The 13693-nt window shown below is 38.5% G+C and carries 14 protein-coding genes and 1 pseudogene; 2 read left to right on the forward strand and 13 right to left on the reverse strand.

The annotated features are described in order from the left end of the window. Window positions 1-8: 8 nt before the first annotated feature. The 7 genes from PAHA3_RS12040 to PAHA3_RS12070 all read right to left on the reverse strand — a co-directional run bounded on the left by PAHA3_RS12040 (window position 9) and on the right by PAHA3_RS12070 (window position 5851). On the reverse strand, window positions 9-1022 hold the full coding sequence (locus PAHA3_RS12040; protein WP_062834950.1) for a major capsid protein: 1014 nt from the start codon (window positions 1020-1022) through the stop codon (window positions 9-11). A gap of 15 nt (window positions 1023-1037) precedes the next feature. Beyond that, entirely contained in the window at window positions 1038-1406 is a 369-nt protein-coding gene (locus PAHA3_RS12045; protein ID WP_062834951.1) for a head decoration protein, read from the reverse strand. Window position 1407: 1 nt separating this feature from the next. Next, on the reverse strand, window positions 1408-2697 hold the full coding sequence (locus PAHA3_RS12050; protein ID WP_062834952.1) for a hypothetical protein: 1290 nt from the start codon (window positions 2695-2697) through the stop codon (window positions 1408-1410). A 44-nt stretch (window positions 2698-2741) separates the two neighbouring features. Continuing rightward, a complete protein-coding gene (locus tag PAHA3_RS12055) occupies window positions 2742-4190 on the reverse strand; it encodes a hypothetical protein (RefSeq protein ID WP_062834953.1) in 1449 nt (482 codons plus the stop codon). Between the two features lie 248 nt (window positions 4191-4438). Beyond that, complete coding sequence (locus tag PAHA3_RS12060) at window positions 4439-5005, reverse strand: hypothetical protein (protein ID WP_167350883.1); 567 nt, start codon at window positions 5003-5005, stop codon at window positions 4439-4441. 112 nt (window positions 5006-5117) lie between these two features. After that, the gene (locus PAHA3_RS12065) at window positions 5118-5516 is read right to left on the reverse strand and encodes a hypothetical protein (RefSeq protein ID WP_062834955.1); all 399 of its coding nucleotides are present in this window, start codon (window positions 5514-5516) and stop codon (window positions 5118-5120) included. Between the two features lie 80 nt (window positions 5517-5596). Further along, the gene (locus tag PAHA3_RS12070) at window positions 5597-5851 is read right to left on the reverse strand and encodes a hypothetical protein (protein WP_062834956.1); all 255 of its coding nucleotides are present in this window, start codon (window positions 5849-5851) and stop codon (window positions 5597-5599) included. Between the two features lie 679 nt (window positions 5852-6530). Here PAHA3_RS12070 and PAHA3_RS12075 point away from each other — a divergent pair. After that, window positions 6531-8486 (forward strand): hypothetical protein, encoded by a 1956-nt coding sequence (locus PAHA3_RS12075; RefSeq protein ID WP_062834957.1) that lies wholly within the window; start codon window positions 6531-6533, stop codon window positions 8484-8486. A gap of 320 nt (window positions 8487-8806) precedes the next feature. On the opposite strand, the pseudogene PAHA3_RS31220 reads toward PAHA3_RS12075, so the two are convergent. The 6 genes and pseudogenes from PAHA3_RS31220 to PAHA3_RS12100 all read right to left on the reverse strand — a co-directional run. Continuing rightward, window positions 8807-8998 (reverse strand): annotated as a pseudogene (locus PAHA3_RS31220) (terminase B); the annotation flags it as partial. Window position 8999: 1 nt separating this feature from the next. Continuing rightward, on the reverse strand, window positions 9000-9146 hold the full coding sequence (locus tag PAHA3_RS29840) for a hypothetical protein (protein ID WP_235599427.1): 147 nt from the start codon (window positions 9144-9146) through the stop codon (window positions 9000-9002). A 115-nt stretch (window positions 9147-9261) separates the two neighbouring features. After that, complete coding sequence (locus PAHA3_RS12085) at window positions 9262-10026, reverse strand: hypothetical protein (protein ID WP_062834959.1); 765 nt, start codon at window positions 10024-10026, stop codon at window positions 9262-9264. A 106-nt stretch (window positions 10027-10132) separates the two neighbouring features. Next, window positions 10133-10324, reverse strand: a complete 192-nt coding sequence (locus PAHA3_RS12090; protein ID WP_062834960.1) for a hypothetical protein — start codon at window positions 10322-10324, stop codon at window positions 10133-10135. A 220-nt stretch (window positions 10325-10544) separates the two neighbouring features. Next, the gene (locus PAHA3_RS12095; protein WP_062834961.1) at window positions 10545-11303 is read right to left on the reverse strand and encodes a hypothetical protein; all 759 of its coding nucleotides are present in this window, start codon (window positions 11301-11303) and stop codon (window positions 10545-10547) included. 490 nt (window positions 11304-11793) lie between these two features. Continuing rightward, window positions 11794-12018, reverse strand: a complete 225-nt coding sequence (locus PAHA3_RS12100) for a hypothetical protein (protein ID WP_062834962.1) — start codon at window positions 12016-12018, stop codon at window positions 11794-11796. 413 nt (window positions 12019-12431) lie between these two features. Between PAHA3_RS12100 and PAHA3_RS12105 the strand changes: the two genes are divergently transcribed. Next, window positions 12432-12998, forward strand: coding sequence for a hypothetical protein (locus PAHA3_RS12105; protein ID WP_062834963.1), 567 nt, complete (start codon window positions 12432-12434; stop codon window positions 12996-12998). The last annotated feature ends 695 nt before the right edge of the window (window positions 12999-13693 follow it).

The following is a 13693-nucleotide window of genomic DNA, read 5'->3' on the forward strand; positions in this document are numbered from 1 at the left end:
TCCCTCCCTTACGCCACTGTAGCAAAGATATGCCAGTTGACGTATTTCATACGAGGCAACACTGTTGCGCCGTTGATTACTTGCCATTGGTCAGGGTCACCTTGAATCAGTTTAGCAAGCGCGAATTTGCCAGTGTGACCAGTGAAGATGTCTTCGTAGTTGTTCGGGCTGGTCACTAGGTCCATGATAGAACCTGTCATGCCTTGACCAATGATAATTACGGCGTTATCAGGGATGAATGGGAAGAATGTTCCTTTATCATCAATATATCCGCCATCATATACTTCGTATTGAAGCCCATTCAGGTTTTGGCTGACGATTTCTGAAAGCGAACCATCCGTTACAATATCTTTGCCGTATGTGAATTTAATCAAATCGCGGATTTTTTCGTTTTGCTTCAGGTAACTGTCCACTTTTTTATTAGCTACAACTTTAACTCCTCTTGCACCACTCCCCCTGAATCTCAGAAGCCATTCATCCAAATTTTTCAACGGATCAGCGGTTGTGGTATTGCTCCAAAGAACATCAGCGGTAGGCTTGTTATTTGCCGGAACGCCGTAGTCGATTGTCCGAGAAGGTTTATTTGCTGTTGCTGGAACAACAAGGTTGCCTGTAAGTGCTTGCCAACGCATCCACTCGAATCGAGTTTCAAGACGTTGGTTGAGATTCACCATTTTTTCAATCATGTATTCTTCGCCCCAAGTTTGCTCAAGGCTGGTGCCCGGCTTACGAAGGGTAGCAATCTTTTCTCGATCAATAATAGCCTTTTCACGCCATTCTTGATTAGTGAACTCCATTTGTTTCACAACAGGAGCGGCATGGATCGGTGAAGGATCATTGAGTCCAGTAGGTGGAGTCATGCCGGTATCGTCGTAGGTAACGTCATATTTAATTGTCAGCCCGAGTTCTGGTTTGAAATCCACACCATTTGTCAGGATTTGAGCACCTCGAAAACTGTTAATATCTGTCCGAATGTTCTGAACGACTTCCGTAAGGAAGTACGGGTCGAGTACGTTTGCCATTTATGTTGTTCCCCCTTATACAAAGTAGCAAAGCTTCAGCGCTGTTTTAGCCGCTGCATCGATGCCGGTCAATTTTGATTCAGTGAAAATTCCAGCAATCCACGCTGAAGCGCCCATATCGGTAAGCGTAGTATCGTGATCATTGTCCAAAATGCAAACAGCGTCTTGCGAACCATCGGATGCTGAAGAGAGATAAGGAACGAATTTATTAGTAGCTGTTACCCTTCCAAGGACAGTACCTTTCTTAATTACTCCGTTCCCTTTTGCAAGCAACACGCCACCAGGAATCCGCGCTTGCAAGTCCGTGGAAGCAAGAACTTCAACAAATTCCTGTGTGTTAATCTGACCAGGTCCCGGAGCACCGTTGTATTGAGATCCAATCATATTACTTATCCTCCTTCAGCAGATTACTTCTGCCGGTATTTTTGAGGGCAGCTATAGCATCAGCTCTAGCCGCTTCCTTTGCCTCTGTTTGGAGTTGTTCTGGTGTCTTTTGACCAGCAGCCTGCGCGTTAGTTGGCGCTGTTCCATTGGCAGCTCCTGCAGGAAGATCAGGGTTATCACCCTCGGTATGACGACCACCACCACCCAATGCAGCTTGAGCCTGAGCTTCGTAAGTCGCGCCGATTTTTTCAATCTCAGATACTGGCAAGTGGGACAGCATAGCTTTCATAGTTTCCGTATTAAACGCTTCTCCCAACGCACGTACACCAGCTCCGCAAGCTTGCTCCGTAACCTTTGTCTTGTAGACTGCACCATCAGCAGCCTGAGCGCTAAGTGTAGCCAACTTTGAGGTAATGTCCGCATCATTTTCAACGCCCAGCGCAACCCGGACTTGTCCGAGCACACTATTCGCCGCAGTCAGCGCGATTGTTTGAGTTTGTGATGCTGCCAAAGCAGCCTTTTGTTCTTCTGTCAAAGTGTCATCTCCTTCGGCCTGCGTTTCGGCCACATTGTTTTTTTCTTGCTTGATTACGAATCCATCAAGACCGGATTTTCCGCTAAAAGAATAAAAGACACGTCCGCCACTAGGAAGCGACTTCGTATCTTCAGATAAAGCTTCCCATTTCACAATTGGTTGTTGCTCAGTGGCATTGCTCATCCCCACTACTCCAGCACCCGGATAAGCTCCGTCAAAGACGAGAGAGTTCTCCATAAGATCACCGTCATTAATATCAACCGTACAGAGTTTTGTATCATACTCTCTGCCGCGTATGTGAGGGCAATTCCCACCGAAATATTCCTGACCACAGATGGAACACGTTTGGCTACTTACCGTGAAACCGATTGAGGTATCAAAGATCGTTCCGGCATCAATACCTTCCGCTATCTGATCTATCTTGATGTCTCCGACCTCTTGGCCCAGCTTCATGTAATGGTCTGCATATAATGCCAGTTCATCGCCATCCATTTGCAATCGGCTGTCAAAGGTTCTGCCGAGTGGAATTGTCATGATGCCTAAGTTGGCCCATGAGTGATCCAAAAGCAGTGACACACCTTCTCTGGCTTGGACAGCCATCTTTCGAAGGAAGTTCGGTGTCAAGCGGTAAAATCGACGTGGGATGATTTGATCCCCCACAAGCTTTGCAGGAAAAACATAGGCTTCTTCTTCCGTGAGCGGAACACGCGCAAGTTGATTAATTCTAGCTAATTGCTCAGTTGTTGGCTTTGCCATCTACTCCTTTTCACCTCCTTCATGTAATAAACGACTCTTCTTTCTCAATTTGCTGAATCATGATCGTTATCATCAGACCCATACTTCTTCTCAAGACCGGCAAGCAATTCAGACGGTATATTAGGATCAAGCCCCATAATCCACCGTGCTTCTGTCGCCGCTTCTTTGGCAGTGATGTAGCGTTCTTTCTCCGCCAGCACATAGTTGTTAAGCTTCGCTCTCAGATCACGCTCTCTCTCCATTTCAGAACGTAGATCAATCGGAGCGTAGTCTGCCTCTACCAGGGTTTGAACGCCTTTCACTCTTGCAGCAATAGAAAAAGCCCGCTTCCAGAAACGTTTGGTTACGTTTCGAGCGGACTCTACGGACTTGATATATATTTGAGTATCCACGGAGCTGTATGTCTCAGTAGAACCTTGATGCCTGGACAGTAATGTAAGCAAAGTCTTCAATCCAGTTGCCATCTGAGTATCGATAATATCAATCAATTTCTTGATGTCGATCATCGGTCCTGAATTGCCGCCCTTGAGATATTCAACTTTCACACTATCCCAATGAATCATTGCATCATCCGGGTTAAGTGAGTTAAAGTGCCCCATGATTTCGGTCATTCGTTCTGTTAACCACTTTTGTTGACCTGTAGGATTGTTTTTGTGCTGAGGAGGCATATTTTTCAATAGAACTTCCTCAACCACAGAAATATCCAATCTAGGATACCCTTGATTGTGAACAACTGCCTTCAAATCCTGCAAAACCTGCAAATGGAAGAATACCGCTTGAAGCACCGGAAGGATTGGCGTTCGTCCGTATGGGTCGTCGATCATCGGATCGAACTCTTCATAGATGAATGTCGGCGTGTCAATCTTTTTGTACTGTCCAAACCATTCTTCACCAGAACGAGGACGCGGATTCTTGATGTATTGCCAAGGAACAAGTCGATTCGTCCCTTCTTCTCTCCTAAACCAAATTGTTGCAGGGTCAACAGGTACGATATCAATCACATCGTTACAGGACTCGTTCAGAACCACTTCGCCAGCACAAGCTCCACGCACCATGATCATCATCCGTTGAATCGTATCAAGCTTGTCCAACGACCTTCCATGCTGATAACCAGGTGAGGGAAGTGGAGAATCCAGTAAGTTCTTGAATGCATCTAACGATCTCTGCCCATTCTTATCGTCACTGCCACTCTGCTTCTTTGCTGTAAATGTAAGTGGCGTGTCTCCCATACGCAGAAAGTTGTAGAGCGCATGCGAAATATCGGGATGAACAGACACAAGAATTTCAAGCAATTCCTCGGCTGTATGGTTTTGGAGTTTGGTCAGATCAATATTATGAGCACTCTGGTACTTTTTCGGGAGCCAATTGAATATATCCCATCCGTTTGACGATCTTGGTGAGGTCATCCTACCAAAACCCATCATCTGACGCTTTACAGCAGTCGGAAGAACCGAATTCGCAAATGAATAAATGGCTTTATGATACCATTTCAATGTTTCACCTCCAGACATAAAAAAAGAAGGCAGGAAAAGTTTCCTTACCTTCTACATTTCTTCATACTTCTATGGATTAATAATATCATTCGTTTTGTACGTTTTCACTACGGATTTTATCTTTTGTTAATACCGATTTGAAATTTGTACACTTTAGTATTAATCTGATTTTTCAGAACTATTATAATAGTCATATTAGAAATTAGTTGGTGTTATATAATAAAAAACATCTACAACAGGCTTCTAAACTATTGCACATTATTGAGTTTTTCTAACAGACTTTGATAAGTAGGTTTTAGATTTTCTAGTATATCACCTGTTTTAATTTCTTTCATCTTGTTCAAAAGTTCAAAATCCCCTTCAAATATTTGTTTACATATTCCTTCTGCAAGTCCTTTTGATCGGACAATTTCGCGAGTGTCTCCCATTCTATTTATCCATGATCTCAAAGTTCCCAATAGCGAATATAGTTCATGTAGAGCAATCATCTCATCGAAAGAAAGTAGTTCAAATACTTCAACAAATTTACTATAGTTGTCTGCATTTATAATAGTTAGTCCTTTTGACGATTCATTAGACCTCGATATTTGAATAGTTTGCTTTATGCCAGTAATTATTTCATACCGCAACAACTTACAATATCGAGTTAATAATTCCTTCTGTTTCGCTTGTTCCACTAACTTTTGAAGCTTCATTTGTCTTTTTGTCTGATACGAAGCACTATATATGGAACACACTCCACCTACTAAAGCACCTATTACACCAATAACTAAACTGTTTTGAGTTATAGTATCTAACAAATTAATCAGGCTCACCTCAGAATACATTCAGAATGTGTTTATCCAACATAATAACATCTCTGTTAACATTAAATAAACGTGCTAGATATGATGTACACTCTTAGAAGAAAAAGCATGCTGCATGATTCTAATGATTCTTTGACGCATTATCGATCCACTTTTGTATGAATGCATCTGTAGATTTCCATGCTTCAACTAAACTGTCATGCGCGCTACTTAACCAAGATGTGTTTGTATCTTTATCAGTAATGACTTGTTTTAACTCAAAGATATAACTTTCATAAGCTTTAATATAACTTTCTATTTCTCCTCGGTCTAATTCCTTCTCCCGATAAATTCTTAACAACTCTATATGGCATTGCTGAGACATGGACAAGTAACCTTGAGCAACTATATAAATCGTCGTTTCATCATGCTTCTCCAATGTACTGTAAGCCTCACATGCATCAGAATAAGAAAAATGCATGATTCGTTTGAAATGATATAGAGTGTTAATCAATTGGTTATTATCTTGAGTTGGATTCATATATTCACTCTCCTTCGACATCATATTTCGACGTCAGAAGGGTTTTTCCCTTTAAAAGAAAAAGCACCACGACGGGTGCTTCACTTGAATTCAATAGCAGGTTCTATATTCAACTTATTACGCTTAATTTTGGAATGATCAACTTCCACAGCATAAACTTCTGCAGCTAGATCCTTTTCAAACGGAGTATGAACTACTAACTCAACTTGATACCATGGGGAGTCAGATGAGAGTGCAAACACTTCTCCTTCAATTGGCACTCTGCTGAAATCATGGTAATCATTTTTCCAATCACTATCATGAGCTGTATGAGTGTGAACAAATACTTTGGACAAATTTATCGCCTCCCTATAACATCACAATTCGACATTTAGGAAGGTTTTTCCTTTCTCACGAAATAATCAGGAGGTTTGGCACAAAACTGCTTCACTGCATCCCTCCTACCCAAATACACCCCTTGCATTTTCTGGCTTCTTTCTAGGACGGATACGTTGCTTCTCCCATCTTCTGCTGCTGTTCAATACGTTTCTTTCAATGAAAAAAGACGATCCATGAAGAAATGACTTTAATCCTGATATATATGATGCTGTTACATCTTAAAAGCATACGTACTTGGTTACTGTAGTAAGGGAACAGGAAGACCATTTTGCGACTCTAAAAATTCAAATTTTAACTTCCACATGTCTTTTAAATCTAATAATCTTGGATGAACTCAATATTAACTCCTAAATACTCACTAATTTAATTGAGCAACTATCTTAACGCTAGCATTTGTCTTCTTGGTATCAGACACATCTTCTGTTCATCTACAAACAAAGCATTTGTTCTACCAAATATCGACATATGGTAATGTTTTCCTATATACTTAATGCATTCTAGCTTGAAAATCAAGAAAAAACAATTACTCTCATAGGTCTGAATATCTATAAGAAGGTGATATTCTCATTCAAGTGCGTTCCCTATACTTTTACTCGATAATGTCAAATTATATTTTATCAATGGAGGTAATATATCTTGGGGGCTGACTCAAAAAATCTTCGATCCTTATTAAGAAATAATAAACACTTTAATCCTTTTAGTGATTCATTTAATTTCAAACAATCTCTTGAAGATGCAAAATTATACGAAGAGAAATCCGAATCAAGTTTAGAAGATGATAAATATGCGTTATCAATATTGGAAAATTCAAAATTTTTCAATGATTATTTTGTCGATCTGTATGCTTACATGAAAGAAATTATAAATGAGTCTAATATTAGTGTAGAAGATATCCTAAAATACATTATTTCTATATCTAATCTTGACACTTGTAAAATTGATGAAGAATACGAAAAATACTTTAAAAATAATACTGATATACGCATCGAAGGCATTGCATCTTTTGAGATTGAAAATTCTAACTCATTGTCTGGTCTACCCATGAATGCCTCAGCTATGTATGAAGTCCAACCCGATATCTTGAATTTACTAATTAACTATTTACGATATTTTTCAAACGATAACAAAAGGCATAACAATTTTGATCCCTACAATTTACAAGAGATATCAGTTAAGATCTACAGGTTGGCAAATATTCTACATTTGGTCAAAGAAGCTTATGACACAGTGCTATGGGAAAATGGAAAAATTGAAAATAAAGATGGAAAATTACATTTTAAGCACATAGATGATGATTATTCTGTTTTAAAAAGAGTAGGCATCTTGAGACTTTTCAGAAATGTATTAGCTAATAAAGCAATGTTAAATAGGAATTACGATCCAGTACTAATAAAAGAAATTTTAAATAAAGGAAATGCCGTTTCACTGTCAGGTGTAGAGATTAATTATAGAGGCTTCGTTATATGTAAATACAAAAAAGAGAATGAAGCTAAACCTGATCTCAATTCATATTGGTCTGCATATTCATCAATAATTGCTTTCTATCCACATTTAACCAATAAACCATTGAAAAATATATGTAACTTAACTGTCGATAATTTAACCTACCTCCATTCAGAATTAGTTTCTTTGGGAAAGGCTATTTTAAAGGAAACAAAAAATCGTGATAATAGCAAATTAAAAAACTTTAGTATACGAATAAAGAAGAAAGACTTAATTGAATATTTTTTAAAAGTGACTAACTTTAGCAAAGAAGAAGTAATCTCTTATTTATCTCTCATAGAGAGCGAATTTTCACTAAAACAAAGAGTAAACCTTTGGGAGAAGCCATTAGTAAACATAAATAACGTATATTTCATATGTTTACCTGCGTTACTTTATCCTAATTATCTACCACTAATAGATACTTGGTTAGAGAATGCCGGATATACTCTTAAATTTCGTGGTACTGCTCTTGAGGTACATGTGAAAGATAGTCTCCATCTGTTTTTGAAAGAGAAAGGAAGCTATCTGATACCAAATATAAATAAATTTTCAGTATCAAAGCAAAAACATGAGGAAATTGATTTAATAATATCATTTGATGATCTAATCATCATTGGAGAAATAAAAAATATCAAATACCCAATGGAAGCACGTGATTATCACAATTCTTTAAAGATATTAAAAAAAGGAGCAGAACAGCTTCAAAGGAAAAAATGTTTCATCTTAGAAAATAGCGAAAAATTCTCAAGTATGTTAAACGGCATAGAGGGGAAGGAAATTTATAGTGTTGTAATTACTAATTACACTCACTTTACAGGGATGTCTATTGAGGGCGTTCCAATTATGGACTTTTTAGCTTTTCAAACTTATATGAATAGTGGACAACTTATAGATATAAGGGAGTACCCAGATGGCACAAATGAACCAATTCGTGAAACAAATCTTTGGAATAATAATAAAGAGTTCTTCGACAACATTAATAATTATCTGATTGAACCTACTGTTGTAAATATAGTTAGACAGAATGTTATTCAAAAAGAGTTCAAAATTACACCTGAAGGATTTTACCCTGAAATGTATTTACACACCGCAGATGCAACGATTTAAACCACCTAAATAGTAAATTCATTCATAATTGAAAAGGCTGGCTAAGATTATCTAGTCAGCCTTTTCACCTTAGCACTCATTCTAATGTTATAAAGGTAAAATTGGTACCCACTGTTTAAATGATATCCACACCTTTCCGCAAAACTGTACTTCCATAGTGGAAGAAAACTTTTCTCTAAAAAAATACTTCCACTTCGTAATTCAATCAATTACGTAATGAGATCACACGTTCGTATACCGGAACGTTTAATAATTTTAATTTCCAGCTTTGCTTACCCTTCAGATTCTTAGTGTCGAACCTCTCCCTTATTAGAAAATCTCTAATATTGTCTTTTTATTGACACGACGCCTATTGTTGGAAGCATTATATACTGAGGTGCTCCTATCATATATTCACCAAAGGTGAGAACATATGCGTCAGCTCTGTCCGGTGATTTTAATCCGCGCTTCTTCATGTTCTTTTTACTTTCAAGTAATATCTTACCCTTGCTGGTCATTGAGTATTTTCTTGTATCACTGATGACCGACGACCATATGCCCTGTGAGTTCATTCCAGACAATCGGCTCCACATAACCGAATTCCTCTATACTGCGGATAAGCTTCTCATATTCAACATCACCAGGTTGAAGGGTCAACACGGGGGTTGTAGGCTGCTGCATTAATCTGATCGATTGGCACGATTCTGATGTTTATCATGATACCTCCAGTTATTTATGGCAACAAAAAAGCCATCTCCTATTAAAGAGCTGACTTATTTTTATTCATATTGTAATTTCACATATTATACTTTGCAAAATCCTTGATAAATGCTCTTAGTTGCTGGTTACTAGTTGATATTGCGATACGTTCTAGTACATTTACTTCCTCAACTGAGGTATTAGCCATTACAATTCTTTTGAGATCATTAACTTGTATCTCGCTAAAATTTGCTTTGGAAATAAATTCAATCAACAGTGTATAGGTTGAGGAATATCGTCTTAATACTTTAAATTCAGTATCGAAGGGTTTATTAGGTTCATCTTCCATAAGTGATGACAATTTTTCGATTACTTTAAATCCAGCAAAATCACTATAATTAAAATTCATTCTAAGGTTGTTTACTATACTGTTTTTAAGTTTAGTTAGATCATTGACTGTTGAAAGCGAAAGTTGATAATCCATTAATTGTTTCTGTAATTCCAATTGATCTGCTGATCTAGCAATCTCTTCTTTCTGACTCTTCATTTCCTCGACTTGCAATTTAAGGGCTGCTGCTTGCATTTTTAGAGCTTTTACTTGTAATGACATTTCATAGGTTTGCATTTTTATAGCCTTTTTCTGCTCTTGCAGATCTTCTCTCTGTACTAATATTGTGTAGATTAACCCCACAAAAGCAAGACCTGAGAACAATGCATTAACTGCTCCAAACATATCCCCAAAAGTCCCAGCTCCTAAGCCGGTGGGCTCTTCGTACAACCTAGGTATTAGATACCATGTCCCAAACCAAAAAAGTAACACTGTACAAACAGCCAGCCAAAATATGATTCCTATCTTTTTCATACGCCCACTCCTCAACAATTTCTGACAGAACAACTTCCAGTATCAGACATTAATTGACGGTGGTCAAGTTGATATATAGGGAAACAAAAAAGCACCCGAAGGTGCCTTATTCTTTCGTTCTTTTCGATTCTTCCTGCATTGCCCGAAATTTTGCAATATTGTCGATTTTACCTTTCAGACCAGCGATTGCTTTCTTCTCATTGTCATCAACATATTCGTCACCTGAATTTGAAAAAGCTTTATATCGCCCATCTGAAATCCTTTGCACATGAATAGAATAACCCTCGTAAACCTCCATATAACACCTCCATCACAATCATATGATAAATCCCAATATACGACAATAATTGTGTTGAGTTGGTTTCAACGTTTGAGTGATCATCATATGCATGCGTAGGCTCACTCTGTTGCTGTTCTCCGCTCTCCTAAACGCTCATCCCTGCAAACAGACGTTCTCATGTTATGAAGCTTAAACAGGCTCACATTATGTCACAAGAGAGCAAAAGAAAAAGCACCTGTTACGGTGCTAGTTTCGTGTGATCTATTTTATTTGGGTAAATCCAGTTAATCATCTTCATATCATATTCAAATATAGTATTTTTGGCATTATTGACTATTGAATATAGGGTCTCTTTCTTACTTACATAGTCACGATGTAGTTGTAACCTTTCACCTTTAATTGTGGAATAATCAATAGTTACTGTGAATAGTTCTATTTCTACACCTTTATCTATTCCTTCAGGCACTAACGGAATAAAAATTTCAATCCCTTTTTCAAAGACCCCAATGCTTACAGACTCAGTATCTGACACTTTTATTCCGTTTTTTAAGTATGAAAAACTTAGAGAAAAACTACAGTCAAAAATCAATTCAGCAGTACCGTAGTGAGCCATTTTCAAGTAGCCTACACTTATTTCCTTATATTCATTTGATCTGAACCTCTTCACTAGTGCATCATAGCCGTCTGTTTGTATTATTCTACTATTCTCGTGTGTTACTACCCCTTTTAACATTAGTGGTGCAGTAAAGTCCTGAACATCAATGTAAGAACGATTGCTTTCGATATCTCTAACTAATTCGCCATCTTTCTGTTCTTTCATCTGAAACAAAGCAATTAAGACAGCTCCAATCAGACCAAGGAAATTTGCCAGAAAACCCAGCCAATCACCTGAATCTCCATTGAGCCCTGGAGCTTCCCAACTAAATAATCCGTAATTAATGAATACTGGTATTGATAAAATGAGTAGTGAAAAAGCTATTATTCTGTTTTTCTTCAAATTTGACCTAACTCCCTTATTGTATTTTAATATGCACAAGAGATATCATACGTCCTTGGGACATTTTGGTCGCAAACAAAATTGTTTAACGCCATCCCATCTGCCCCACGGGCATCCTTTGCACTTCTCTGGCTGCTTGTTGGGGCGAATGCGTATCTTCTTCCGTCTTCTGCTAGTGATCATATAAACCTCCAATAAAAAAAGCCGATCCAGTGAAGGAACGACTTTAATGTGATATGTATGATGTTGATGTTACGTCCTAAGAGCATGCGCCCGAAACGGTCGCCGCAAAAACGCTACGCTCTTTGCTTTAAATGCATACGTACTATGTAACTATAGAGGAAGAACAAGACCATTTTACTGAAGCTACCAAATGAGGGTCAAGGAACAGAAAACGGGTGAGTCCCGATGATCTGGAACAAACCCGTCATTTCCTGCTGATTGCTTGCTGTTTCGCATTTGTATCATATCGTTGATGCTAACGGAATGATTAAACACGTGGTGGCCAATTCCAATGACCCGGTTTCGGAACCTCGGAGAACGGTACGTCTCTGTTAAAGTGGAAGCCTGTCGGATTTAGAACTGTCACATGAACAACACTTGTATCCTCATTAACAACTTCGGTAATGATTGCTGCGCTCGGTTCGCTCTTGTATTCGCCGCCTGGTGTTCCGTAGCGTTGATAATGTACTGTGCGTCCAATCGATGGTTTCATGAAATTCACCTCCAATTTGATTTGAATTTGAAAACAACAAAACAACCGAAGGAGCATAGCCAGAAACTCTTTCAGGAGTTCCCCTTTGCTCGAATGCCTCCCGGTTGGCCCGTCGGTTGCTTTGTTGAAAATAGAAAAAGCGAAAAGAGGAACGCCCCCGTCATATGCCGCTATTGCAGCTGTGCGTTTCATTCTCGCTCGATTTCCACATTACAAATATATCACGTCTAAAGTCCAGCGAACGATCACTATTCATTCAAAATAATGTCATTAATCAGTCAACAATTTCAAGAGAACACTTTGTAAACTTAATGTAAAATTTAAGGTTATATTCCTATAATTTGTGTTTGGTAGATTGCTAGTGCTATAATATTCCTGTAACAACCAAATTTTATGAAAAGAGGTCTGAATCTATGAAAAAAATTAAGCAACTGGGAATCGCATCACTTTCCGCACTCTTACTGTCATCATTTACACTACCCGCTTTCGCCAGCGCTCAAGTTGCTAATGGCACTTTACCTGTCAACACAGGGACACAAATTGAATTGCCCACTGGTCCTATTAACAAAGATGCCAGAACTGAATTAGAATTAAGACAAGTTGATTACAACGCTCTTTTTAGAACTGTTGGTTCTGAACTAGGAATGACTACTGCTGCTGGAGAAGTAGGTACGCTTGGTTGGAAAACAAAACTGGCAAAAGAAGTAGCACAAGAATTAATCAAAAAACTCAAAAACGTTGGGTCACGTGCTTGGAATGAACAGATTAAAGTGTACGTAGATAAATTACCATTGACAGCTGGTGCAAAAACTACTTTGAAAACATACCTCAGCTATCAAGTACTGATGCAAGCTTTGGATATCATGGTAGATTTCTCAGGTACTGCAGAAGATGGTCTTTCTAATGCCTTACAGTCCATTGGAGTTCCGGGATGGTTAAGTGATCCAGCTGCAAGAGCGATTGTCTTCTTCCTGCTATAAAATCGAACTTAGGGAGGACTAAACGTGTACATACTCGCACTGTTTATACTCATATCTACAGGTTTGGTATCCATAATCGATATTCTATTTGGTATAAAAGATTCCGGTGAAGGAATCAGATTACTGGTAACTATCTCACAGGCTCTATTCTTCTTATCTTTGTTGTTCTTTGTGATTAAGATGCCTACTAAAAAGAAGTAACAACGATACTCTAAAAAAAGCAGGGTAGACTGGTTAATACATCAGTCCTACCCTGCTTTTAATATAAATCAACAAACGCCTTCCTTTGCTTGCTCTTGTATGACTTCTAAGCCCAGCGCACTTGCAAGTACACTCACCGCTTCAAGCTTAATTCTTCTAAATGTGCTTTCACTTATTCCCATCTCTCCGCAACTAATATAATCGAACTCCCCCTCATTATGCAGGTAACTGCGCTGAATAACTTCACGTTATGAACTTGAGAGTCTATTCATTACAATTTCAAGCGCTTCATCCATCCGAATAAATTCCGCTTCATTGTCTGCGTTGTAAACAGTATAACAATCGAAGGAACATAGGCAGAAACTTCCCTTTGCTCTTTGCTGAATATAGAAAAGGAGAGGAGAGGAGCGACCCCTGGTCATGTACCACATTGTGCAGCCGTACGCTTCATTCGCGCCTTTTTCTATGTCTCCTAATGTATCACGGAAAAATGG

The sequence above is a fragment of the Paenibacillus amylolyticus genome, from assembly GCF_001570725.1.
GTDB classification, from domain to species: Bacteria; Bacillota; Bacilli; order Paenibacillales; family Paenibacillaceae; genus Paenibacillus; species Paenibacillus amylolyticus_A.

Excerpts from the sequence above, each read along its gene's own strand:
- PAHA3_RS12050 (WP_062834952.1), bottom strand. The coding sequence starts at position 2,697 with ATGGCAAAGCCAACAACTGAGCAATTAGCTAGAATTAATCAACTTGCG.
- PAHA3_RS12100 (WP_062834962.1), bottom strand. The coding sequence starts at position 12,018 with ATGAAACCATCGATTGGACGCACAGTACATTATCAACGCTACGGAACA.
- PAHA3_RS29840 (WP_235599427.1), bottom strand. The coding sequence starts at position 9,146 with ATGCAGCAGCCTACAACCCCCGTGTTGACCCTTCAACCTGGTGATGTT.
- PAHA3_RS12105 (WP_062834963.1), top strand. The coding sequence starts at position 12,432 with ATGAAAAAAATTAAGCAACTGGGAATCGCATCACTTTCCGCACTCTTA.
- PAHA3_RS12040 (WP_062834950.1), bottom strand. The coding sequence starts at position 1,022 with ATGGCAAACGTACTCGACCCGTACTTCCTTACGGAAGTCGTTCAGAAC.
- PAHA3_RS12085 (WP_062834959.1), bottom strand. The coding sequence starts at position 10,026 with ATGAAAAAGATAGGAATCATATTTTGGCTGGCTGTTTGTACAGTGTTA.
- PAHA3_RS12090 (WP_062834960.1), bottom strand. The coding sequence starts at position 10,324 with ATGGAGGTTTACGAGGGTTATTCTATTCATGTGCAAAGGATTTCAGAT.
- PAHA3_RS12045 (WP_062834951.1), bottom strand. The coding sequence starts at position 1,406 with ATGATTGGATCTCAATACAACGGTGCTCCGGGACCTGGTCAGATTAAC.
- PAHA3_RS12065 (WP_062834955.1), bottom strand. The coding sequence starts at position 5,516 with ATGAATCCAACTCAAGATAATAACCAATTGATTAACACTCTATATCAT.